This window comes from Sutterella seckii (assembly GCF_009183815.1).
In the GTDB taxonomy this organism is placed as follows: domain Bacteria; phylum Pseudomonadota; class Gammaproteobacteria; order Burkholderiales; family Burkholderiaceae_F; genus Sutterella; species Sutterella seckii.
Genome location: NZ_WEHX01000036.1, coordinates 1 through 21,502, shown reverse-complemented (window position 1 = coordinate 21,502; position 21,502 = coordinate 1). Strand labels below are relative to the sequence as shown.

Below are 21,502 nucleotides of genomic sequence, written 5' to 3'. Positions count from 1 at the left end.
GCCTCCCTGACTCTGCCGAGTCGCTAGACCTTCCCCTTCTCGGGCGGTCAGTGGACTTTCACCACATAGACACACGTGCGCTGCCGAGCGCACCAAAAAAATCCCGGGCGGCTGCCTCTCTGCAGTCCCGGGATTCGAAAGTCTTAAGGAATGGGAGTGCCGGCTTCAGATGCCGTGTACCTGACCATTGGTGCGCAGGGTCGGCGACGGATGCGGAGCGCGTCCGTCCATGCCGGGCGGCGTCTGGTCTTCGGGCGTGGCCGAGGGCACGGTGCGCGTGCCGTCGCTGTGAAAGATCTGCATCTTGGGCGGCAGCATGGCGTCGGCGAGGTTTTCGCCCTCCTCGGGCATGCGCGGGAAGGTAATCGTAAAGCGAAGCCCCGTGATGCCGTTGCGCTCCACCGTGACGTGACCCGCATGGCGCTCCGCAATGCTCGAGACAATTGAAAGGCCGAGCCCCATGCCGGCGCTCCCCTTCGTTGTCTGAAGGGGCTTGAAGAGCGCGGCGAGCTGCTCGTCGTCAATATAGGGGCCGTTGTCGGCGACGGAAAGCGCCCAAGTTTTTTCGTCCTGCGGAACGAGCATCACCTCAATCTTCGGCGCCTCAACGCCGGATATTGCGTCAGCGGCATTCTTCATGAGGTTGAGCACGGCGAGCTCGATTTCCCAGGCATCCACTTCAGCCATCGAATGGGGATTCACGCGGACGATGACTTCAGCCTTTGTCTGGCGCGAACGCCTGAAGGTCGTGATGGCGTTGCCGACAACTTCATAGAGGTCCGTCACCTTCCGGGGCGGATAGTCGTGCTTCGCATAAGCGCGCACGCGGTTGACGATTTCATTGGCGCGTTCGGCCTGAGCAAGGATTTCCCCGAGCGCGAAGGTAAATGCCTTCTCGTCGAACTTCCCCTGCTTCGTGCGCCGGCTGAGACTCCCCGCGAAATTGACGATTGCGGCGAGAGGCTGCTTCAGTTCATGCGCAATGATGGTCGACATCTGACCGACGATGCCGGTGCGCTCGAGGTTTGCAATGTGCTGGCGCGACTGGGAGGCTTCAGCTTCTATGAGGTCGCGCTCCGAGAGGGCGCGCCTCAGTTCCCTCGTCTTCACGCGGACGAGCACCGAGAGGCTCACGGCATAGGAAACAATCAGGAAGGCGACAAGGAGCGTGAGCGCCAGAACTTCAGAATTCTCCCGCATGAAGCGGTTGAAGCTCCAGGTAGCGAGGTGTTCGTAGGGCCCCATCTTGAGCTCGTAGAACATGTCGTAAACCGCGCGGTTGACGGCCGGGAGCGCCCATTCGCCGCCGTAGGAAAGGCTGCTCGTCGAATAGAGAATCGTGCTCATCGCCTTCTTCCACGTCGGATCCATCCGCGCGAGCGCGCCGAAGGTCCAGGACGGATAAGCGGGCGTCGTGTGAAGGCACCTTAACGAATCGTCCGTCCGGGGGTTGAGAACCGCGAGATCCTGTTCAATGGAAATCTTCCCCTCGTTCGCCAGCTGCTCGAGCATGCAGGCGGGAAGTACGCCCACCGTCTGAGCGCCCGAGAGCACGCCCCGGACGACCGCCTCTGCGGAAAAGCCGTAGAAGGTTGTCTTCGCCTGAACGGAGGACGCCGAAAGTCCCTGAAGCTGCATGAGCGCGAGAGGCGCCCGCCAGCCGGCGAGCGTTTCGGAATTGAGCGCGGCAATCGAAACATCGGCCCCGCCGATGGCGCTCACATTGCGCAGGCTCCGGCCCCTTCGGGTGAAGAAGACCCCGGCCTGAGCGTCTTCTGCGCGGGAGGCGGCGTTGGGAAGAAAATTGGCGAGGGGCTCATAAAGACCCGAGGCCTGGGTGAGCGCAAACTGGTCGGCATCGCTCAGCAGAAAGTCGAGCTGCTCGCTCTGCGCGCCGAGGTCGAGCGAATGATCGTCGAGCCAGAGTATCTCCACGTTGTCGTCGCCGAGCACGTACTGAATTTCCTCGAGCGTGTACTTAAGCCACCGCGTCTGCGGCGTGAGGCCGAGGGATGCCTGAATGCCGATCCTCATCTTGCGCGGGAAGTCCACCGTCACGGGAACGGAAAAAAGATCCAGCGGATTGATCTGAGCATCCCTGACGCTCTCGGGCATTTCCATGGTCCGAAGCACCGGCGTAATCGCAGCCTTGACGTCCCCGGAGGGGGTCCCCGTCGAAGCCCCCATGCCGATGAAGGAACTCGCCGCTCCCCAGGCGGGAAGCGAAAGCACGATGGCTGCCGAGGCAGCGAGGCCAGCAGCAAGGAGCCGGAAGCTCCCCGGGCATGAGGCATGCCGGTTCGGAGTTGTCATGAAAAACTGTCCCATGAAGAGGAAAATACCGTTCATCGGCAAAGCTCCCGGCCATAAAGGCCATAAGCTCCGTCCTCCTATATATTAGGCAAAGTTTCGAAAAAGTCCTCTTCGCATGCCTTCCTCTCCTACCCCTGCACCGCTTCCTTCGCGCCGGCTTGATCCGGAAGAACTTCTCTCAGAACTTCTCCCCGAGGACTGGGCGCTGCCGCTCACGAAGGCGGGACTTGCCACGCTCGAGGATCTCTACGACTGCGCCGCTTCGCTCGGAAGCACCTGGCACCGGTCGTTTCCCGGCCTGGGAAGCCGCCGCGCCGTTGCCCTGATGGAGTGGCTCAGGGACTACGGCCGCGATATCGGCGAAGTCACGCCGCGATTCTTCCCTGCGGGATCCCGGGAGAAAACGGCAGCTGAACCTCGCCCCCGCAGTGCAGAGTTCGACCCGCTGATCAGACCGCTCGAGGAAATCTCGCTCCCCGGTCCGCTCTCGGGAACCGAGGGCATCAACCGGGCGCCCGCCATCGGGTGCTCGCTTTCAGCAGGGAACGACCTTGAAGCCATCCGCACGTGGCTCAATGCCCGCGCGGGGAACCCCAATACTTATGCGAGCTACCGCAAGGAAGCCGAGCGCTTTCTCCTCTGGTGCCTCGCCGAAAAGGAAAGAGCGCTCTCGGACATCCGGGCGGACGATGCCGCCGAATACCTGAGGTGGCTTGAAGACCTGGGCCGGCTCGAGGAGAACGCATTTCTGCGGAAGTGGCGGCTCCCGCAGTCGCGCTGGATCGGCCCCAAGAATGCCGAGCGGGCCACCGCGCTCTGGAAGCCCTTCAACGGACCGCTCTCCTCAGCGAGCCGCAAAAATGCCATCGTCGTCGTGCGGCAGCTCTTTAATTTTTTAAAGCGCACGGGCTACCTCATCTTCAACCCCTTTGATCAGGTGAGTCCCAAGGTGCCGCTTCTGAAGGGCGAAGGCGCTCCGCAGGCCTTTGCCGACCGGTCGCTTACCGATGCGCAGTGGGAGGAAATCGTCTCCCGCCTCGACATGCTCCCCGAAGGGCTCCCGCGCGAACGCATGCGGCTCATCCTCATGATGGGGAAAAGCCTCGGCATGCGGGCGTCCGAAATGCTCGACGCCCGCACGGGCTGGATCGTTCGCCGCCGCGTCGGGCTTTCCGTCAGAAATGCCATTGAGATCGTCGGCAAGGGAAGCAAAGTGAGGCGCCTGCCGCTTACGCCCGAGCAGATCGGCATCATTGAGGATTCGCTTCGCGCCCGCGGGATCCCCGGACTCGCGCAGAGCGACCCCGAGACCCAGCTTCTCATCAATCTCGGGCGCGGCAGGAACCCGGGCGGCGCCATGAGCAGAAGCGGCCTCTACCGCGTGCTCGAAGGCTTCTTCGCGCGCGTCGCGGACGACGTGGCCGCAGCCGCCCCGATGGATGCCGCGAAGCTGAGGGCCTCCTCCACCCACTGGCTGAGGCACACCTTTGCCGTTCAGGCGCTCACGCGCATGAGCGTCAACGTCGTGCAGGCCGCCATGGGGCATGCGTCCGTCGCCACGACGGGGCGCTACCTCGCTCCGGAAGAAGAGGAAATGAGCGAGGCGATGAGCCGCATGAAGGCGCTTTAAAAACGCTGAAGAGGCGCCTTCAGCGCTTCGTGAAGACGTCCCGATAGCGAAAGAAGGTCTGCTCCCAGACCTGACGGCTGTTCAGGGGATGGTCGGCCGAGCGGCGTACAGTCTCAGCAAAGTCCGCGAACTTCGCCGCCTTCGCGGGCGTCGTGAGTCCGGCGAGCTTTCTGAGCGCCGCCGCTTCGCCGGGAAGGAAATGCGGCTCGAGCCCTGACGAAACCCGCATGAGATCATGCGCCCAGCGCAGAAGGAGAAGCGAAAACGCCGGAACCGTCAGATCCGGAGCAAGCGTTCTCACCACGAGGTCGGGCGAGAGGTCCGGTCCGGCACGCAGAAGATCGAGCGCTGCGGCTTCGGTTTTGGGAGAGAGCCGCTCGTCGTCATTCGCACGAAGCGCCGGCATCGGAGCGCCGCCGGCAAAGGCAAGCGCTTCCTCGGCATTCTTCACCTTTCTCGACCTGAGAAATTCGAGCGCCTCCTCGCGCGAGGGCGAAGGCGCACGAACAAGGCGCGAGCGCGAACGAATGGTCGGGAGCACGTCGTCGAGCTTTTCGGCTACCAGAATCCAGGTGAGGCCTTCCGGGGGCTCCTCCATCGACTTGAGGAGCGAAGCTGCGGCTTCAGCGCGGACCTTGTCGGCCGGGTAGACGAGGATGATGCGGCGCCCGCCCTGATTAGCGTTGAGCGAAAGGAAGTCTGAAAGCACGCGGATCTGATGGATGCGGATTTCGCGCGAGAGCTTCTTCTTCGCTTCCGGCCGTTCATTATCGGCTGCCGTGTAAGGCACGTCCCATTCCGCGCACATGAATTCAGAAAGGACCTGACGAAAGTCCGGATGGGTTCCGGCGTGCGTGAGCTGGCAGCCCCTGCACTTTCCGCAGGGCGTGCCGTCCGCCGCGGGATGCTCGCAGAAGAGCGACTTGGAAAAGGCGAGGCCGAGTTCGTAGAGTCCCGTCCCGGGGGCGCCGTAAAGGAGGATGGCATTGGGCATCCGGTCCCGCATTGCATTCAGGGCTTCCGCGGGCTTCTCAAGCCATGAATAAGGGACTAGAGCCATCCGGAGACTCCCTCAAGAATGCGCTTCTCAACCTCCCCGGGCGTTTGTTCCGCATCGACGATTAAAAAGCGCTTCGGCGACTTCCTCGCGCGCTCGAGATAGGCGTTCCTCACGCGGGTGAAGAAGTCGACCCCCATGCGCTCGAACCGATCCTCATCGCCCGCGCGGGCGCGAAGGCGTTCAGCGGCCTTTTCCGGAGCTATGTCGAAGAGGATCGTGAGATCCGGCTCGAAACTCCCAAGCGTCCAGTGCTCGAGCGCTTCAATCTTTTCGCCGGGGAAGCCCTTTCCGCCTGCCTGATAGGCATAGGTCGCATCGGTAAAGCGGTCCGACACCACCCACCGGCCGGCATCGAGCGCCGGACGAATTACTTTTTCCACGTGTTCCGCGCGCGCAGCGAAAAAGAGAAGCGTCTCTGCCGTTGCGCCCATTTCGTCCGAAAGGAGCATCGCGCGGATTTTTTCACCCGGCGGCGTGCCGCCCGGCTCGCGCGTATGAACCAGGTCGATGCCTTTCTCTTTCAGGAACTTCAAGAGATTCGCGGTCTGGGTGGACTTACCCGCACCGTCAATCCCTTCAATGGTGATGAAGCGTCCGCGCATCCCTTACTCCTTGGCTCTCTTCGCGCTCGAAATGAAAAAATACTGAGCCCGAATTATCGCCGATGCGCCGGGCCGCGGACTACTTCTGCGGCAGAGGGGTCGTGCGCTTTCTGATGATGAAGTGATTCACCGCCCGGTTGTGGTCCTTGAGATTGGTCGAAAATTCGCTCGTTCCGTCGCCGCGCGCAACGAAATAAAGATACTTCGTCTCGGCGGGATGAGCTGCCGCTTCAATCGATGCGGCCGAAGGCATCGAAATCGGCGTGGGCGGAAGCCCCGCAAAGCGGTACGTATTCCAGGGCGTCGGCGTCTCAAGATCCCGCCTTCTGAGTCTTCCCGACCAGTCGGGGCCGAGACCGTAGATCACCGTCGGGTCGGTCTGAAGGGGCATCCCGATCCGGAGACGGTTGTTGAAGACCGAGCTCACGAGATGCCGGTCGCTCCTTACGCCTGTTTCCTTTTCAATAATGGATGCAAGAATCAGAAGCTCATAGGGGTTCTTCGCCTGACAGGCCGCATTGCGGGAATTCCAGGCTTCGTCGAGAAGCCGCTTCTGACGGTCGACGGCCATTCTGAGAACGGCAAGGTCGCTCGAGCCGGACCCGTACCGGTAGGTTTCGGGCGCAAGGTACCCTTCGAGCGAGGCTCTACCCTCGAGGCCGACCGCTTTGAGAAGCTCCTCTTCCGTCATGCGCGCGGAATCAGGGGCGAGCCCCGGCGCCTCACTGATGATGTCGAGAACGTCCCATACGGGCGCGCCCTCGGGAATCCTGAGCTGCTGATCAATGAGCGCCGGGCCCGAAAGCGTCTTCAGAACGGCTTCGGGCGTCATGCCGCGCTCAAAGCGGAATCGCCCGACATGAATGCGCGAAAGAAGCGACGGTTCAAAGCGCCTCAGAACTCTCACCTTCCAGGGCTCGAGCGTAATGCCGGCATTCCTTGCAAGGTTGAGGGCTTCGGTCGCGCTCGCCCCCTGGGGAACCGTGATTTCAATGCGCTCCGCGGTCATGGCCGCCGGCTCGCGATAGAGGATGTCCTCAACCTTCATCCAGGCGAAGGCGCCGAGCGCAAGAAGTAGCACGACGAAAGCAAGAAGGACGCAGACCCACCGCAGCAGACGGGAAGACTTCTTCGGCTGAGCCTCCTTCTGAGAGAGAAGCTTCTCCTCACCCGCCGTCTCGTCCGGCTTCTTATCCGCAAGCGGCTCATCCGTCTGAGGCTCAGCGCCTTTCCCGGCATCCTTTTCGTTCGCTTCGGCCTTTGAGGCGTCGCCTTTCTCTTTGCACTCTCCGCGGGCTTCAGGTTCTTCGGGCTCTCCGTCCTTTTCGCTCTTTGCGTTCTTTTCGTCTTTCCCGTTTAAGGCCTCCTCGCGACGCTTCTCAGCATCTTCCGCAGATGCATTCATCCCGCCCGGCAAGTCGGAAGAATCCGCTTTCTGAGAATCTTCGGAAGAGGCCTTCGACGAGGCTTCGGACGAACCTTCATTTCCCGGAATCGCCGGCTGGGTCGGAACGGAAGCCGCCCTTGCGGGAAGCTCTTTTACGGAACCTTCGCCTTCCGATTCGTCGAGGGCTGCATCACGCTCCGCGAGCTCCTTCTCGACGCGCTTCTTTTCCTCGCGGCTCTTTTTCGAATGTCTGCGGCTCACTTTGATTGAAACTCCCGGGGGTGGGAAAGAAAAAACGGGAAATCGGGCTCCCGAAGCGAAGACTTGAGGAGCCCGGCGGCATTCGAGTTTAGCGAAGAGACGAAGGACTCTGCGCGGTCATTTTGTTTCAGCTCTCACGCGTCGCGCCACACAGAAGCCCGCCGTGCGTCTATTCTTCCGAAAACGAGCCGCAGACGCGGTTCGATGAATCGTTTTTCTTTTGTCTGGAAGGAATCATGCAGAGCTTCACCGCTTCGGCCGAAAGCCTCTCTCCGCTTCCCGGCGTCATGCACGCCGGCGGCATTTCCCTCATCCGCGTTTCGGGCGCCGATGCCGTTCATTTTCTTCATTGCCAGTTCACGCAGGCTGTGGAAAACCTCGGCAGCCGCACGACGCTCGCGGGCTACTGCTCCCCGAAGGGACGGCTTCTTGCCCTCATGCGCGTCTGGATGGAGGGCGACGACGTCATGCTCGCGCTCCCTGCTTCCATGGCGGAAGGCTTTCTGAAGCGAATCCGCATGTACGTGCTCCGCGCGAAGGTCGCCTTCACGCCGCTCGATCCGGCTCCGCAGACGCTCGTTTTCGTCGGGAAGGCCGGCGAAAAGGCTGCCGCCGAAATGGGACTTTCCATTCCCGCACCCGGCGAAGTGAGGGCGGAGGGCGGGGTCACGCTCCTCGGCCTTCCTCCGTCCGAAGCCATTGAAGGCTTCTGCGCAGGCGGCTCGCGAACGCTCGCGCTCTTTCCTGCCGGGACGGAATTCCCCTTCAAGCCCGCGCCCGACGCCTGGCGCACCGCTGCGGTCATTGCTGCCGGCGTCCCGCAGATTCTTCCCGAAACGCGCGAACGCTTTGTTCCCCAGGCAGTCAACCTCGAGCTCGTGGGCGGCGTCTCCTTTAAGAAGGGCTGCTACCCCGGCCAGGAAGTCGTCTCTCGCGTGCAGCATATCGGCGAAACCAACCGCCGCGCCGCGATCGGACGCATTGCCGCAGCGGAAGACGTGCTCCCCGGCGCGCCGGTTTATTCCGATGGCGACGAAGCGGGATCCGTCATCCTTTCGTCCCGCATCGGAAATGAAGCCCTGATTCTCTATTCCGCCACGCTCTCCGCGATCGAAAAGGGCGTTTCGCTCGCACCCGACGGCGCCAAACTCGCGAACGTGCCGCTTCCCTACCGCATCCGCAACGTTCTTACGGAAAACGCCTGACGGCAGGCGTCTTCGAACTTTCCCGCAGGCGGCGCACTTTGCTTGAAGCGCGCCGCTTCGGGCTGTTAAGCTCACACACCGCTCTTCGGCCTTTCCTTTTTCCCCGCACCCTGGCCGACATTGTCGGAGTTTTTGAAATTGATGAAGCAATCCCTCTGGGCCCTCTGCGCAGCCCTCTGCTTTTCCTTCATGGCGGCCTTCGTGAAGCTTTCGAGCGGCGAACTGGGCACGCTCGAGATGGTCTTCTACCGTTCGCTCTTCGGCGTCATCACGATCGGCCTCTACGTGAAGCGCAACAACCTCTCGCTTAAAACGCCCTATCTGATGGGGAATCTGCGCCGCTCGATTCTCGGCACCATTTCGATTGCGCTCTGGTTCTACACCCTGGGGCTTCTCCCCTTCGGCACGAACATGACGCTCATCTACACGACGCCGCTCTTCATGGCGGTGAACTTCATCGTCCTCGCGATGATGAAGCACCAGCGGGCGCCCTGGGCGCTTGCGCTCGCGATCATCGTGGGCTTCGCCGGCATCGCCATCGTGCTGCAGCCGAGCTTCTCGTCGGATGAGCTCATCCCGGCGCTCATCTGCCTCTCCGTTGCACTCCTCGACCTCGTCATCTACTGGCAGATGAAGGAGCTCGGACGCCTCAAGGAACCCTCCTGGCGAATCGTCTTCTACTTCACCTGCTGCGGCACGATATTCGGCCTCGTCGGCGCCTATCTCGTCGAGGGCGGACTCCACGTGCCGAGCATGAATTCCGTGATCGCCATCATCGGCATGGGAATCTGCGCAACGCTCGGACAGATCTGCACGACGCGCTCCTACGCCTACGGCAACATGCTCCTTTCCTCCTGCCTCGGCTTCTCCGCAATTCCCTTCTCGGCCGTCATCAGCTGGCTACTCTTCGGCGAATCGACGACGACGCTTGCCCTTATCGGCATGTCGCTCATCATCTGCGCCGGCGTTGCCGCCACGATCACGACGAAGCGTGCGGAGGCGCGGGGCGAAAGTCCTCTTGCCTGATCCTGCAAGCGAGTATTTTCTCGAAGTTTACGGAGCGTTCCGCCGCGCTAAGATTTCAAGCGCTGAATGGGCCCGCAGAGAGCGTAACGCCTGCGGGCCTTTTTTCGGTCCATTCAACTCAATCATGGAGATGAACCCACATGTGCACCACCGTCATCGTCGGCAAGCGAGCTTCCACCACGGGCCGCGTCATCCTCGGCCACAATGAGGATTCGGGCGGCCGCGTCATGCATCAGCAGTTCTGGTGCCCGGGCGCGAAGCACGCTCCCGGCGAATTCGTCGAGGGCGAACCCGGCCGCGCCCGCGTTCCGCAGGCGCCCGAAACCCTCGGCACCTACTGGAGCAACATGCTCGCTCCCGCCCCGGGCTCATCCTTCGACCAGGGGCTTGCCAACGAAGCGGGCGTCGTGATGTGCTCCAACAGCGGCGGCACGTCCTTTGACGGCGAACTCTCGGACGAGGAAACGGGACTTGTCGAGGGCGGCATCGGCTTTCTTCTTCGCCGCTGCGTGATGGAGCGCGCCCGCACGGCGCGCGAAGCCGTGGAAATCGCGGCATCGCTTCTCGACAAATACGGCTACTGGAGCCCCGCGAGAAACTATTCCTTTGCCGACCGCGACGATGCGTGGCTCCTCAACGTCGTAAAGGGCCACCACTACGTCGCGAAGCGCGTCCCCGAGGACGAGGTGGTTCTCATCTCCAACTACCTCGCGATCCGCAAGGTCGACCTTTCCGACAAGGAAAACGTCATTGCGTCCCCCGACCTCATCGAGTACGCCATCCGCATGGGCCGCTACACGCCGAAAACGCCGGGCGACTTCAGCGACTTCGACTTCTCCCGCGCCTATCAGCCGGTTGAAAACCTCACCGCCTCTACAAAGTCGATCCGCATGCGCACGGGCTGGCAGGAGATCACGGGCGTGCGCTACACGGACGAGCTCAACTACCCCGAACGCCTCGTTCCGCCGAAGCTCATGAGCCCGGACGACGTGAAGGCTGTGCTTCGCCTCACGGCCGAGGAAACCTACAGGAATCTCGGCGACGGCAAGGGCGACGCCTTCCACATCAGCGCGGAAGACATTTCCCGCTCGCATACGCGCGAGAGCTGGGTCTGCGAAATCGGCGAGAAGCCCATCCTCAACATCCTCTGGCACTGCGCCTCCTACCAGGATACGGGTGTCTACGTTCCCTGGTTCCCGCTTGCGAAGCGCATTCCGGAAAACTGCCAGTGGACGACGCTTGAGGAAGCCCGCCACGTGCACTTCCGCATGAAGCCCGAATACCTCGACTTCTCGTTCGGGAAGCGCTACTTCCTCAATGCGCTCCTCGGAGAACTCGTCAACTTCGATCGCGGCCTCATGTCCGGGATCTGGCGCGAAAGGGACGGCCTCGAGGCCCAATACAAGACCCTTGCGGCGGAAGTGGTTGAAAAGGCGAAGGCGCTCCCTCCAGAGGAAGCCGAAAAGCTGCTCGGCGACTTCACGTGCGAGATGACGGAACGCTCGAACGACCTTCTTCGCGAACTGCTCGCCTGCCTCGACACGGTCGACGCGGAAGTGCATCCGCAGGAGCTTTCGATTACCGACCCTGACGCCACTGCCGAAGTCGTCATCCGCTCCTTCCCGGAACTCGACATTGAGGAGATCGACCAAAGTTCGCTCCTCTGGAGCCTCGGCTTCACCGGCGCCAAGGCGTCCGTCCTTGAACCCGCGAAGCCCCTCAAGGTTGAGATCCGCGGCGACGATCTCGTCGCCACCTTCCGGGCGTTCGACGTCGCGCGCTTCGGCATTGCCGAGTGCCTCACCGACACCTACATCCGCGGCTACATCGCCCACAGGCGCTTCGTCGCCATGGCGCTCGTGCGCTTCAAGGCGTGATTGAGGATTTGAGCGCTCTTCCCGGAGCGCTCATCAAAAAGAAGCCCGCAGGTCCGAAAGGATGTCTGCGGGCTTTTTTTCACTCAGTCCGGAATTGCCCGGCGATCCTCTGCGATCACTTGGCTTCGGTGCCGAACCACTTGTCGTAGATCTTCTGATACGACCCGTCGGCGCGCATGGCGTCGATCGTCGAATCGAGAAGGTTGAGGAGCTTCTTGTTGCCCTTCTGCACGGCCATGCCGTAGAGGTCGTCCGAAACGACGAAGTCGAGCGCGACAAGGTTCATGCTCTGGGACGCCTTCTGCTTCAAGAAGTACTTGTTGACGGGACCGTCGTTGAGCATCGCGTAGCAGCCGCCCTTATTGAGTTCAAGGAACGCGTCCGCCGCCGAATTGAAGGTGCGGATGGTGGTTCCCGGAATGCGCTTCATCATGAGGGCGCCCGAGGAGCCGATTTCCGCGCAGAGGGTTTTCTTCTCAAGATCCTTGAGGCTCTTGATCTGCGACGCATTGTCCTTCGTCGTCATCACCGTGAGGCCCGCATTCATGTAGGGCTTCGTGAAGTCGACCTTTTCGGAGCGCTCCGGAGTGATCGTGAGCGCGGAAACCGCGCAGTCGATGTTGCCGGAAATCAGCGCCGGAACAAGACCGTCGAGCGACATCGAGACGATGCGGATGTCGAGGTCGTTGCGCCTGCCGATTTCACGGATCAGATCCATGTCAAAGCCTTCGTACTGTCCGGTCTTGGAATCAAGATATTCAAAAGGCGGATAGACCGTGAGGGAGCCCACGCGAAGCGTCGGCGCTGCCTCAGCAGCAAAGGAGAAGACAAGGGTTGCAGCTGCGGCGGCCGCAGCAAACTTCTTGGAAATAGCCATTTCAGAGGGCCTCATGTATTTATGAAGCGGATTGTGCAGCTCGACGTGATCCCTCTTTTTATCGTTCACATGCTTCGAGGAACGGGCATTAGGCCTCCTCTCCGCGGGGATTTTTCGCTGAGCCGGACCCTCCTGGGGTTGGCGTCTGCTTCAGTGCCGGACACATGCGGCCTCAAAGCAGTGGTGAAATTGTTGCCGTGAGAGTTACCTCAGCGGCGGAGCGCTTCCGGCACCTTCCGTCCTTTACCTTAATTTCGGACTTGGAATATCGAGTGCGGAGCATTCTCCCGAAGCCGGCCTGAAGAAGCCGTCCCGGTCCTCCTCGCCTTCACGGGCGCTTCGGACAAGGAGGAATATTGCACATTTTCCGCCCAAAGGCAAACGCCGCGTCCGGGAACTGACCGTCTTGATCCGGTGAAGCAGTCTGCCGTAATCCCGTATTTTTCGTTTCGGCCGCAGAGCAAAGCGGGCCTTCCAGAGCAGTTTTGCGGAACGGAGAAGGCGGCCCATGGCAAACGTGCGTACGCCATGGCCGCCATTCAAATCGGAAGAGATTCCACGCTCTCTCTATTATTTAAGAGCTTCAAGCATCAATTCCGCAACCTTTTGGGAAGATGCCGGATTCTGCCCGGTCACGAGCCTGCCGTCGCGAACGGCAAAGGCTTCGAAATCAGGTCCCTGCGCATAAATGCCGCCGGCTTCCCGCATTCTGGTTTCCAACAAGAACGGAACGACCCGGGTCAATTTCATCTTCTCTTCTTCAGAATTGCTGAACCCGGTAACGTGCAGGCCGCTCACAAGAGCGCGGCCATCCTCCCTCACGGCAAGGGAAAATGCGGCCGGCCCGTGACACACCGAACCGATAACGGCTCCGCCCTTCCACGCATCCGACAAGAACTTCCCCAATACCTCACTCGAAGCCAGGTCCCACATTGCGCCGTGCCCGCCCGGAATAAAGATGGCCTCGTAATCCTTGTACGCCAAATCCTCGAGTCGGCGGCTCTCTTTAAGCTTTGACTGCAGATCTGCGTCCTTGAGGTAGCGTTCAACCGTCGGAGGGTTCTTTCCTGCTGCGGCTAAAGAATGCGGATCAATAGGAATCCGGCCGCCGGGCAAAGTCGCAATTGTGATGCTCGCGCCTTGATCGGCAAAAGCGTAATAAGGCGTGGTGAGTTCTTCAAGCCAAAGACCGGTTTGCGCGCCGGTGCCGCCGAGAAGCGCATGTGCAGTGGCAATGATGAGAATAGAAACCGTGTTCATGATTTTGTATTTCGATATTTATTAAGACGTCGTCCGAAGACTCATTTCCTTAAGGCGCGCACAATGCCTTCGAGCCAATCCTGATGGCCGGCCACCATAGGATTGGGATGCGTTTTCGCCAGTACTTTGGCGGGCTCTCCCTTCTGGCTTTCCTGCGTCAATATGCGGACGCGATTGTGCGGGAGTCCTTCAATGAGCCACGCATGAATGACGTCGAGACGATCCGTGCCCAGGCCGCACCAGCCGTGCCAGGCGAGACGGGCGCATGCTTCGCGCCCAGGCGGCACGCATTCCGTGACTTGTGCGTCCACGGGAAAACCGAAAGTGCGGAAAAAGAAAACGTCGCCTTCCTTCAAATTGTCATTGCTGAACCGAATATCGGATGCATTTGCATAGTATTCGGGCCAGCGGTGCGGATTAACGAGCAGCGCCCAAACGTCCTCAACGCTTAACCCCTCAACGATCACCTCGTTGGATGCGAAGTTGTCGGTCATTCCGGGAAGATAGTCTTCCGGCCAGCGAATCGATTCCATTTTGTCTCCTAAAAAATAAACCTGCATGAAGTCAGGAATTTTCAGATGACGAAGAATAAGAAGTTTTTAATTTAATATCAATAACTTACAAACTTATCAGTCACTTACCGATTCGTCAGTACGCCTTTTACGGCCTCGAGCCGGCAAGCATTTTCATCGAGCGGAATAAGTAAAATCAGCGGCGATTCGGTATGCCGAAAGGTATGGAGAAAGGTTGTGCCAAAACTTCAGTCTTCTTATTCTTGTGCTTTGCTTCTGGCGATGGATTTGCTCGGCGGAAAATGGAAGCTTCGGATTCTCTGGCATATTCTCGAGGGCGCCACGCGTTTTTCGTCCTTAAGGCGCGCCATGCCCGACATCTCGGAAAAAATGCTCGCCACGCAGCTCAACCATCTGGAAGCCGACGGCATCTTGTCGCGCACCATCGTCTCCGCCAAACCTCTGCACATTGAATACGCTTTGGCTCCCGATCAGCAGGAACTCTGCCGGGCCCTGGCCGATTTGTGTGAGTTCTCGAAAAATTACGCCGCTAAAAACAACATTGCCCTTTTCGGCGGAACGTGCTGCCCGCACGAAACTCCTTCGGGCAAACTCCGCTCCGGAGCGTCTGACCAAGAGTGAGATTGGATCTGGCGGAGATTCCGCTCACCGGGAAGAGCTGCAGGCTTTCCGAATCATGGGTGCGTGTTCTTCTCACTCACTAAAGCCTTTCGTCAGCCAGCGTCGGAACCTGCAAAAAAACTCCTGAAAGGCGACTAAGACTGCATCTCAGTCGCCTTCAGGAGTTTCGGCAATTGAAATAAGTTCTTTAGCGATCCCTTACTTGCCGCTCGTCAGATCCTCAAGGAACTTCACGTAAGTTTCCTTCGTGAAGACGGGCTTGAATTCGCGGCAGATGATGTCGGCCGCCTCAGCGCCGTCCCAGAGAAGATCGATGATCGTCATCGCGAGCACCTCGGGCGACTTCACGTAGGCCGTCTCTTCGTCGAAGACCTTGTAGTCGGCGCCGTGGAGCGTGCCGGAGACGCAGCCCACCCAGGGGTGCACGACCGGCATCAGGTGCGAGACGTCGCCCATGTCGGTCGAGCCCGCGGAATGCTCGCCCTCGACCGTGTTGGCGTCGCCGAAGATCTCATGAGCATTGGCGCGGAGCACGTCGCGGAAATGGGGTTCCGGACGGAGCGGCAGGTACCCCGGGAGGTCCGAAATCACGCATTCGGCGCCGAGCGCGGCGCCGCCCGCGCGAAGCGCCCGGTTGATGGCGCTGTTGTAGTGCGCGAGCGCTTCAACGTTGGCCGCACGGCAGTAGCTTTCCATCTTGACGTAGTCGGGAATCACGTTCACGAGGTCGCCGCCCGCATTGATGATCGGGTGGAAGCGCACGCAGTCGCTGTCGCGGAAGGTTTCGCGGATGGCATTAACGCCCATGACGCCGAGCATGGCGGCGTTGAGCGCGTTGATGCCTTCCTCGGGGCAGCCGGCGGCATGCGCGGCGCGGCCGTGGTATTCGATGAGCTTGCCGACAAAGCCGTTAGACGAGGCGCCGACCGTGAAGTCGCCGTTGGGGTTCTTGGTCGAGCTCACGTGCATCATCATGGCGAGGTCGATGTCGTCAAAGCCCCCTTCGGCGATGATCTGCTGCTTGCCGCCCAGGAACCGGAGCTTCCCTTCCTTCCTGAGGCCGCTTCTGTAGTCGATCTCGACATATTCTTCGGCAGGAACCGCAAAGAAGACGACGTCGCCGCCCAGAAGCTCCATCGCGCCCGTTTCCTTGAGCGCGCGGGCAACGGCGAGCACGTTCGCGATCTGAACGTTGTGGCCGCAGCAGTGCGCGGCGCCCGTAACGGGGTCGCTCGCCTCATGCTTTCTGCAGACGATGGCGTCGAGTTCACCCAGGAGCGCAATGGTCCTCGCGGAATTTGCACCCTTCAGGCGCGCCTTCACGCCCGTGTGGCCCCAGCCGTCCTCATGCGCGATGCCGAGCGCGTCAAAGGCAGCCTTCACCTTGGCCGACGTCTTCACTTCCTTGAAGCCGAGTTCGGGTTCGGCAAAGATGGAGTGGCCGAGCGCCTGGGTTTCGGCAAAATTCTTGCGGATGGCTTCGCAGACGCGCTTCTTCAGTTGTTCCTTGTCCATGGCTGGACTCCTTTTGTTGTCTCGTCCGGAACGGGATCCTGTCTGCTCCGGGCTTTATTTCGTGTGTTTGAATCGTACGCGCGGGACATGATCCATGTCCCGCGTTATAAAAAACTGTTGCTTTTCTCTTAGAAAATGCCTTCGAGGTGGAGCATCACTTCAGCAAGCGCCGTCGCGCAGATGAAGCTGCCCGCGGCAACGGCAAGCGCCACCGGAACGATGCGCCAGGAGAGGCGCTTGAAGCCTTCCATGTCCTTGCCGAGCGAAAGGCCGCAGTAGGCAAGCACCACCGTCGTGATCGGCAGGAACCCGATCTGCTTCGTGTAGGAGAGAAGCACGGCGCTGCCCGGGAACTGCGGAAGGGAGAGCACCACGGCAAGAATCGACACCCAGAAGACCATCGGGAGACGGTTGAAGACCGGAAGGTGCGAAATAAAGACGCCGGCCGCGGTAATCGCGACGAGAATCAGGGCGCCGATGGCGCTGCCGCCGAGCGCGGGATCCCCCGTCTGCATGTTGGCGATCCAGGTATAGAACCCCGTCACGAGCAGAATGAAGAGGACGTCGTACATCTCGTTGAGAATCTTTTTCATTTTTTTAATCTCGCTAAATTCTGTTGATGCGTGATTTTTCCCGTGGATCAGGCCGCCTTGGCTGCCTTGCTGCCGCCCTTGTCGCGGGTGAAGAACTCGTAGACCTTGATCGTCACCGGGAGAGAGATGAAGAGCGAGAAGTAGATGCCGAGCACCGAGGTGAGGAGGTTCGCGGCAGCCGCATAGGCGCGCACCGTTTCCTCCCATTCCGGATGAACCGCAATGATCGAGCTCATCGAGGCGGCCATCATGGAGGCGCTGCCGATGCCTGCGCCCATGGCGAGCGAATGCGGATGGAAGATGCCGAGCTGAGCGATGATGCCCGCGAGGAGCGACACCCAGAGGGCGCCGAAGACCGTGCCGCAGACGTACATGCCCATGACGCCGCGGCCTTCGGGCGAGTCGAGGCCGAAGCGCTCGGCAATGATGGCGACGTTCGCCTCGCGGTCAATCGAGTAGCAGGCGCCGATCGCCTCACGCTTCATACCGAGAATGAGCGCAACCGGAAGACCGAAGATGAGCGTGCCGAAGAAGTGCCCGAACTCCTGCATGATGAGGGCGAGGCCCGAATTCATGATCATGCTGATGTTGGGGCCGATGTCGAGGCCGATCTTCGTGATGAGGATCAGCACGCCGATCGAAAGCATCTTGCCCGCGCGGTTCATTTCGGGGAGCTTGATGAAGTTCCACCGCGGGAAGCTCGCAACCGCGCCGAGCACGAGCGCATAAAGGAGCGGCAGAAGCACGACGAGTCCGAACTTCAATATGCCGATCCACTCCGATACCAGCACGATGATGAGTGCGAGAAGGTGAATTTTGTAGTTGCGGATGAGATCCATGATGTCTCCCGGATGGGTTGAATGCTTTTGCCAGGGGTTGGGATTTATTAACGAAGCCATCATTTAGTTGATGCAACTCAGATAACATCATTGATTAACTTGAATTTTCATTGATCCATACGTAACTAATGGATGATTGCCTTAATAGTTTTATGGAGTCAGAATGGAAACGGGAGCGCCTCAGCCTCTGAGGTGCTCCCGTTCTTGAATCTGTCTTTCGGTTTCAGGTTCTCTCCCGCCTGAACCCTCCTGAACGTGCATCTGCGAGGCGCATGAGCTTTCTCCCTGTTGAAGGAGAGGAAGAAGAGGATGTAGAGGAGAAGGATGTTTGACGCGCGCGCCAGAGGGCTTCATCGCGGCGGATGAAGTTCTGGAACTGAAGAACTGCGGCAGTCATTTTTTTGCCTTTCTCTGAATACCGAAAAATGGGTTTTGCGTCTTTTCCAAAAACGCATGTGGGAAAACATAGCACGCCCGCCGCTTACTGTGAATAAGCAGAACTGCGCATGTTCTATTTACTCACATAAAATTCCTCTGAAACGCCGATCCCGCGGGACTTCCGGTTCGGAGCCTTGATCCTGATCAAGGCTCCGAGGCGGCTTCGCTCATGACGAATCGCTCCGCACCCCTTTACGATGAAAAGCACTATGCAGAACATCTTTTTCCTCCGCGCGTCCTATTCCAGCTATTGGTGGCGCCCGTCTGAAAATACGGCGGGTCGCGCAGTCGTGCGCACGGAAAAAGTTTAGAAAGCCTTGGCTTCAAGGCCTTCAATCTCATCGAAACCCGCCCAAAAGCGGGTTTTTGCATTTCTGGAGCCCGCAACCCAAGTTTCGGAACTCAAGTCTCAAATCATTCGCCCATTGAAAAGGACACCCAAAATGACGAGCCAAGATGCATCCCAGAACCTGCTGGACTCCCGAACTGAGACCATTCCCTTCTTTTTCGGTCCTGCCACGCTCCTCATCCCTTTTCTTCTCTTCGCAGCAGCATCCGTCTATCTCTTCGTCTTTCTGAAGGTCTTCGACCTCATGGCGCTTGCGGGTGCAGGGCTCGCCGCGCTCGTGAGCGGCGCGCTCCTCACGCGGAGTCCCAGGGCCTACTGGAAGGACGTGCTCGAAGGCGCCGCGTCGGAGTTGACGGCCACCGTTCTTCTGCTTCTTATGGCGGCCGGCGTCTTCTCGGCCATGATGAAGGCGGCGGGACTCGCGCAGGCGCTTGCTCTTCTGACGGGCGGCGCCATTGCCGGAACGCCCTTTCTCACGCCGGCGGTCTTCCTGATCTGCGCCGTGCTCGCCACCGCAACAGGGAGCTCCATCTCGACGATTCTCGCCGCTTCGCCCATTTTTCTCCCCTTCGGCGCGGCGCTCGGCTGCGACGTGCCGATGCTCGCGGGCGCGATTCTTTCGGGCGCCATCTTCGGCGACAACCTGGCTCCGGTCTCGGACGTGGCGATTATTTCGGCCATGACGCAGTCGGACAATGCAGGCCGCCCCATTGATCTCGGCGAAGTCGTCCGCACGCGATTCCCCTTCGCGATGGCGGCGCTCATCCTCACGCTTCCCTTCTACTTCTTCGGCTCCGCCGGGAGCGCTCAGACTGTTCAAGTTTTCGAAGACGCGAACCTCATGAGCCTCGTGATGATCATTCCGGTCGCGCTCCTCATCTATGTCGCCATCCGCTCGAAGGATGCGCTTCACGCCGTCACGCTCGCGACGGTGACCGGGCTCGTCCTCGGACTCCTCACCGGAATCCTCACGCCCGCACAGATCGTGTCCGTGAAGGACGGCGCCATTTCAGGCGTCATTACCGGCGGCATCGCCAATGTTTCGGGGATCATGCTGATGTGCCTTGCGCTCTTCGGATTTACGGGCGTCATTCACCGCACGGGGCTCGCTGATGCGGCGGAGAAATTCCTCGGCCGTGAAGCCGCTTCGCCGAGAAGCGCCGAGACGCTCCTCGCGGTGGTGACGGTGCTCATCTCCGCCGCGCTTGCCGCCGTCACGAGCGTTGCCGTGGCGCTTGCGGGCCAGCTCGCTGACCGGCTCCTCCGGGACCGCATCGACCCCTATCGCCGCGCCTACCTTCTCGCAGGGTTCGCCAACAGCCTCCCTGTTATTCTTCCCTTCTCGGCCTTTTCGCTCATTACGCTCTCAGCCGCCTCGAGCCTCGGGGACGCCTCTCTCACGCCCTTCACGCTCATGACGGCGACCTATTATCCGGTTGCGCTCTTCGTGGTCTTCACGCTTTCGATCGTCACCGGCATCGGCCGCCCGAAGGCTGAGCCGTCAGAGACAAATCCGTAATCCGCAAAAAACACCAAACAGCATGTCTTCCAAAGAACTCGCACCCGACGAATTTGAACTTTACGACCTGAAGGTCACGGTCGAAGGCGGCAATTTCGTCTGCCGCCACCATTCGGACCAGGGCTTTCGCGTTGAAGGCGAAGACCTGATTTTTCCGGAGGGCGGGCGCTTCTCGCTCTATGCTCTTGCCGCCATACTGCCGCTCCTGCCCGCCAAGGAAAGGCCGACCGCTTCTGCAGACTGGATGACGACCGACGCCCTCATTGCGTGCCCGGATCCGAACTGCGGCGCGCGCTTCAGAATCACGCGCACGGCAAAGCGCATCTTCCGTCACGGCGACTGCACGGTCGTGCCGCTCGAGAGCGACCCCGAAACGAATTTCAGCACTGAGGAGAATTCCAAGTGACCGCAACCATTGCCCGTTATCCACTTCTGCCCGACTATTCCTGCGCCCGCGTCATCAACGGCGGCTGGCAGCTTGCGACCGGGCATGCGCTTGAAAAAGCGCTCGACTATTCCGATGCGGAAAAAGCCTTCGAAACGCTGCTCGACCACGGATTCGACACCTTCGACTGTGCAGACATCTACACAGGCGTTGAGGAGTTCTACGGCCGGATCATTCGTTCACGCCGTGCCGCAGGTCTGAGCCTTCCGAAGATTCATACCAAGTTCGTCCCCGACCTCAAGGATCTCGCGCACATCGACCGCGCCTACGTCGAGCGCATCATCACGCGCTCGCTCTCCCGCCTCGGCGTGGAGCGCCTCGATATGGTTCAGTTCCACTGGTGGGACTATGAAGTCCCCGGAATGGTCGATACCGCGGGATATCTCGTGGAACTCCAGGAAAAGGGTTTGATCCGCGCGATTTCGACGACGAACTTCAATGCCGAAAATCTTCGCCGTCTTGTCGACGCCGGCATCCCCGTCGTGACCAACCAATGTCAGTACTCGCTTCTCGATCGCCGCCCGGAAAAAGCGCTCGTTCCGCTCTGCCGGGAAACGGGCGTGAAGCTCATCTGCTACGGTACGGTGGCGGGAGGCTTCTTAAGCGAAAAATGGCTCGGCGTCCCGCAGCCCGACATCACGAAGCTTGAGAACCGCTCGCTCGTCAAATATCTCCTCGTCATTGAGGATACGCTCGGCTGGGAGGGCTACCAGACGCTCCTCAGGATCCTTGCCCGGATGAAGGAGGAAACAGGCCTTTCGATTGCCGCGCTCTCGACCCTCTACATCCTCGGCGAACCGCAGGTCGCGGCCGCAGTGGTCGGCACCCGGAGCTCAAGGCACGTCGCCGATACGCTCACGCTCGCCGGGCGCGAGCTTTCCGCAGACGCCCGCAGCGAGCTCGACCAATTCGTAAGGAAGTTCCCGCAGATCGCCGGCGACTGCTTCGACGCCGAGCGCGAGCCGGGCGGCAAGCACCGCAACATCATGCGCATGAATCTGATGGACAGCGTTACCGGAAAATAATCGCCAGGGTTCCTTACCCAAAGCGCCATCAATCGGGTAGGAGGCATGGGATTAGTTCCCATGCCGTCCTCCCACACCACCGTACGTACGGTTCCGTATACGGCGGTTCCTAGTATCAAGGCTTAAC

The 21,502-nt window shown here is 60.2% G+C and carries 18 protein-coding genes; 8 read left to right on the top strand and 10 right to left on the bottom strand.

Features of this window, described 5'->3' with window-relative positions; translation table 11 throughout:
- Positions 1-165: 165 nt before the first annotated feature.
- Entirely contained in the window at positions 166-2,313 is a 2,148-nt protein-coding gene (locus tag GBM95_RS06650) for a sensor histidine kinase (protein WP_226963195.1), read from the bottom strand.
- Positions 2,314-2,428: 115 nt separating this feature from the next.
- Here GBM95_RS06650 and GBM95_RS06645 point away from each other — a divergent pair, with 115 nt between their 5' ends.
- On the top strand, positions 2,429-3,943 hold the full coding sequence (locus GBM95_RS06645) for a tyrosine-type recombinase/integrase (protein ID WP_152158391.1): 1,515 nt from the start codon (positions 2,429-2,431) through the stop codon (positions 3,941-3,943).
- A 19-nt stretch (positions 3,944-3,962) separates the two neighbouring features.
- Here GBM95_RS06645 and GBM95_RS06640 read toward each other — a convergent pair whose 3' ends face one another.
- The 3 genes from GBM95_RS06640 to mltG form a co-directional block, all read right to left on the bottom strand.
- Entirely contained in the window at positions 3,963-5,003 is a 1,041-nt protein-coding gene (locus GBM95_RS06640) for a DNA polymerase III subunit delta (protein WP_152158390.1), read from the bottom strand.
- Positions 4,994-5,605, bottom strand: a complete 612-nt coding sequence (gene tmk, locus GBM95_RS06635) for a dTMP kinase (protein WP_152158389.1) — start codon at positions 5,603-5,605, stop codon at positions 4,994-4,996. Before tmk ends, GBM95_RS06640 begins: the two co-directional genes overlap by 10 nt.
- Before the next feature lie 79 nt (positions 5,606-5,684).
- Positions 5,685-7,253, bottom strand: a complete 1,569-nt coding sequence (mltG, locus tag GBM95_RS06630) for an endolytic transglycosylase MltG (RefSeq protein WP_226963194.1) — start codon at positions 7,251-7,253, stop codon at positions 5,685-5,687.
- Between the two features lie 236 nt (positions 7,254-7,489).
- Between mltG and ygfZ the strand changes: the two genes are divergently transcribed.
- The 3 genes from ygfZ (at position 7,490) to GBM95_RS06615 (ending at position 11,361) form a co-directional block, all read left to right on the top strand.
- Positions 7,490-8,458, top strand: coding sequence for a CAF17-like 4Fe-4S cluster assembly/insertion protein YgfZ (gene ygfZ, locus GBM95_RS06625; protein ID WP_152158388.1), 969 nt, complete (start codon positions 7,490-7,492; stop codon positions 8,456-8,458).
- A gap of 141 nt (positions 8,459-8,599) precedes the next feature.
- Complete coding sequence (locus tag GBM95_RS06620; protein WP_226963196.1) at positions 8,600-9,484, top strand: DMT family transporter; 885 nt, start codon at positions 8,600-8,602, stop codon at positions 9,482-9,484.
- A gap of 140 nt (positions 9,485-9,624) precedes the next feature.
- Positions 9,625-11,361: a C69 family dipeptidase gene (locus GBM95_RS06615; RefSeq protein ID WP_152158386.1), complete on the top strand. Its 1,737-nt coding sequence runs from the start codon at positions 9,625-9,627 to the stop codon at positions 11,359-11,361.
- Between the two features lie 115 nt (positions 11,362-11,476).
- Here GBM95_RS06615 and GBM95_RS06610 read toward each other — a convergent pair whose 3' ends face one another.
- The 3 genes from GBM95_RS06610 to GBM95_RS06600 form a co-directional block, all read right to left on the bottom strand.
- On the bottom strand, positions 11,477-12,238 hold the full coding sequence (locus GBM95_RS06610; protein ID WP_152158385.1) for a basic amino acid ABC transporter substrate-binding protein: 762 nt from the start codon (positions 12,236-12,238) through the stop codon (positions 11,477-11,479).
- Between the two features lie 570 nt (positions 12,239-12,808).
- The gene (locus GBM95_RS06605) at positions 12,809-13,498 is read right to left on the bottom strand and encodes a type 1 glutamine amidotransferase domain-containing protein (protein WP_193222609.1); all 690 of its coding nucleotides are present in this window, start codon (positions 13,496-13,498) and stop codon (positions 12,809-12,811) included.
- A 41-nt stretch (positions 13,499-13,539) separates the two neighbouring features.
- Entirely contained in the window at positions 13,540-14,031 is a 492-nt protein-coding gene (locus GBM95_RS06600; RefSeq protein WP_152158382.1) for an SRPBCC domain-containing protein, read from the bottom strand.
- A 216-nt stretch (positions 14,032-14,247) separates the two neighbouring features.
- Here GBM95_RS06600 and GBM95_RS06595 point away from each other — a divergent pair, with 216 nt between their 5' ends.
- Complete coding sequence (locus GBM95_RS06595) at positions 14,248-14,652, top strand: winged helix-turn-helix transcriptional regulator (protein WP_193222608.1); 405 nt, start codon at positions 14,248-14,250, stop codon at positions 14,650-14,652.
- Between the two features lie 198 nt (positions 14,653-14,850).
- On the opposite strand, the gene GBM95_RS06590 is transcribed toward GBM95_RS06595, so the two are convergent.
- The 3 genes from GBM95_RS06590 to GBM95_RS06580 all read right to left on the bottom strand — a co-directional run bounded on the left by GBM95_RS06590 (position 14,851) and on the right by GBM95_RS06580 (position 17,599).
- Positions 14,851-16,167 (bottom strand): amidohydrolase, encoded by a 1,317-nt coding sequence (locus GBM95_RS06590; protein ID WP_152158379.1) that lies wholly within the window; start codon positions 16,165-16,167, stop codon positions 14,851-14,853.
- Between the two features lie 128 nt (positions 16,168-16,295).
- Positions 16,296-16,760 (bottom strand): hypothetical protein, encoded by a 465-nt coding sequence (locus tag GBM95_RS06585; RefSeq protein ID WP_152158378.1) that lies wholly within the window; start codon positions 16,758-16,760, stop codon positions 16,296-16,298.
- A 47-nt stretch (positions 16,761-16,807) separates the two neighbouring features.
- Complete coding sequence (locus tag GBM95_RS06580) at positions 16,808-17,599, bottom strand: DUF3100 domain-containing protein (protein WP_152158376.1); 792 nt, start codon at positions 17,597-17,599, stop codon at positions 16,808-16,810.
- 881 nt (positions 17,600-18,480) lie between these two features.
- Between GBM95_RS06580 and GBM95_RS06575 the strand changes: the two genes are divergently transcribed.
- The 3 genes from GBM95_RS06575 to GBM95_RS06565 are packed head-to-tail and all read left to right on the top strand — an operon-like array spanning position 18,481 to position 21,375.
- A complete protein-coding gene (locus GBM95_RS06575; protein WP_152158375.1) occupies positions 18,481-19,905 on the top strand; it encodes a Na+/H+ antiporter NhaC family protein in 1,425 nt (474 codons plus the stop codon).
- 22 nt (positions 19,906-19,927) lie between these two features.
- Positions 19,928-20,311 (top strand): TIGR04076 family protein, encoded by a 384-nt coding sequence (locus tag GBM95_RS06570; RefSeq protein WP_152158373.1) that lies wholly within the window; start codon positions 19,928-19,930, stop codon positions 20,309-20,311.
- Positions 20,308-21,375, top strand: coding sequence for an aldo/keto reductase (locus GBM95_RS06565; protein WP_152158372.1), 1,068 nt, complete (start codon positions 20,308-20,310; stop codon positions 21,373-21,375). The genes GBM95_RS06570 and GBM95_RS06565 overlap by 4 nt, the downstream gene beginning before the upstream one ends.
- Positions 21,376-21,502: the final 127 nt, after the last annotated feature.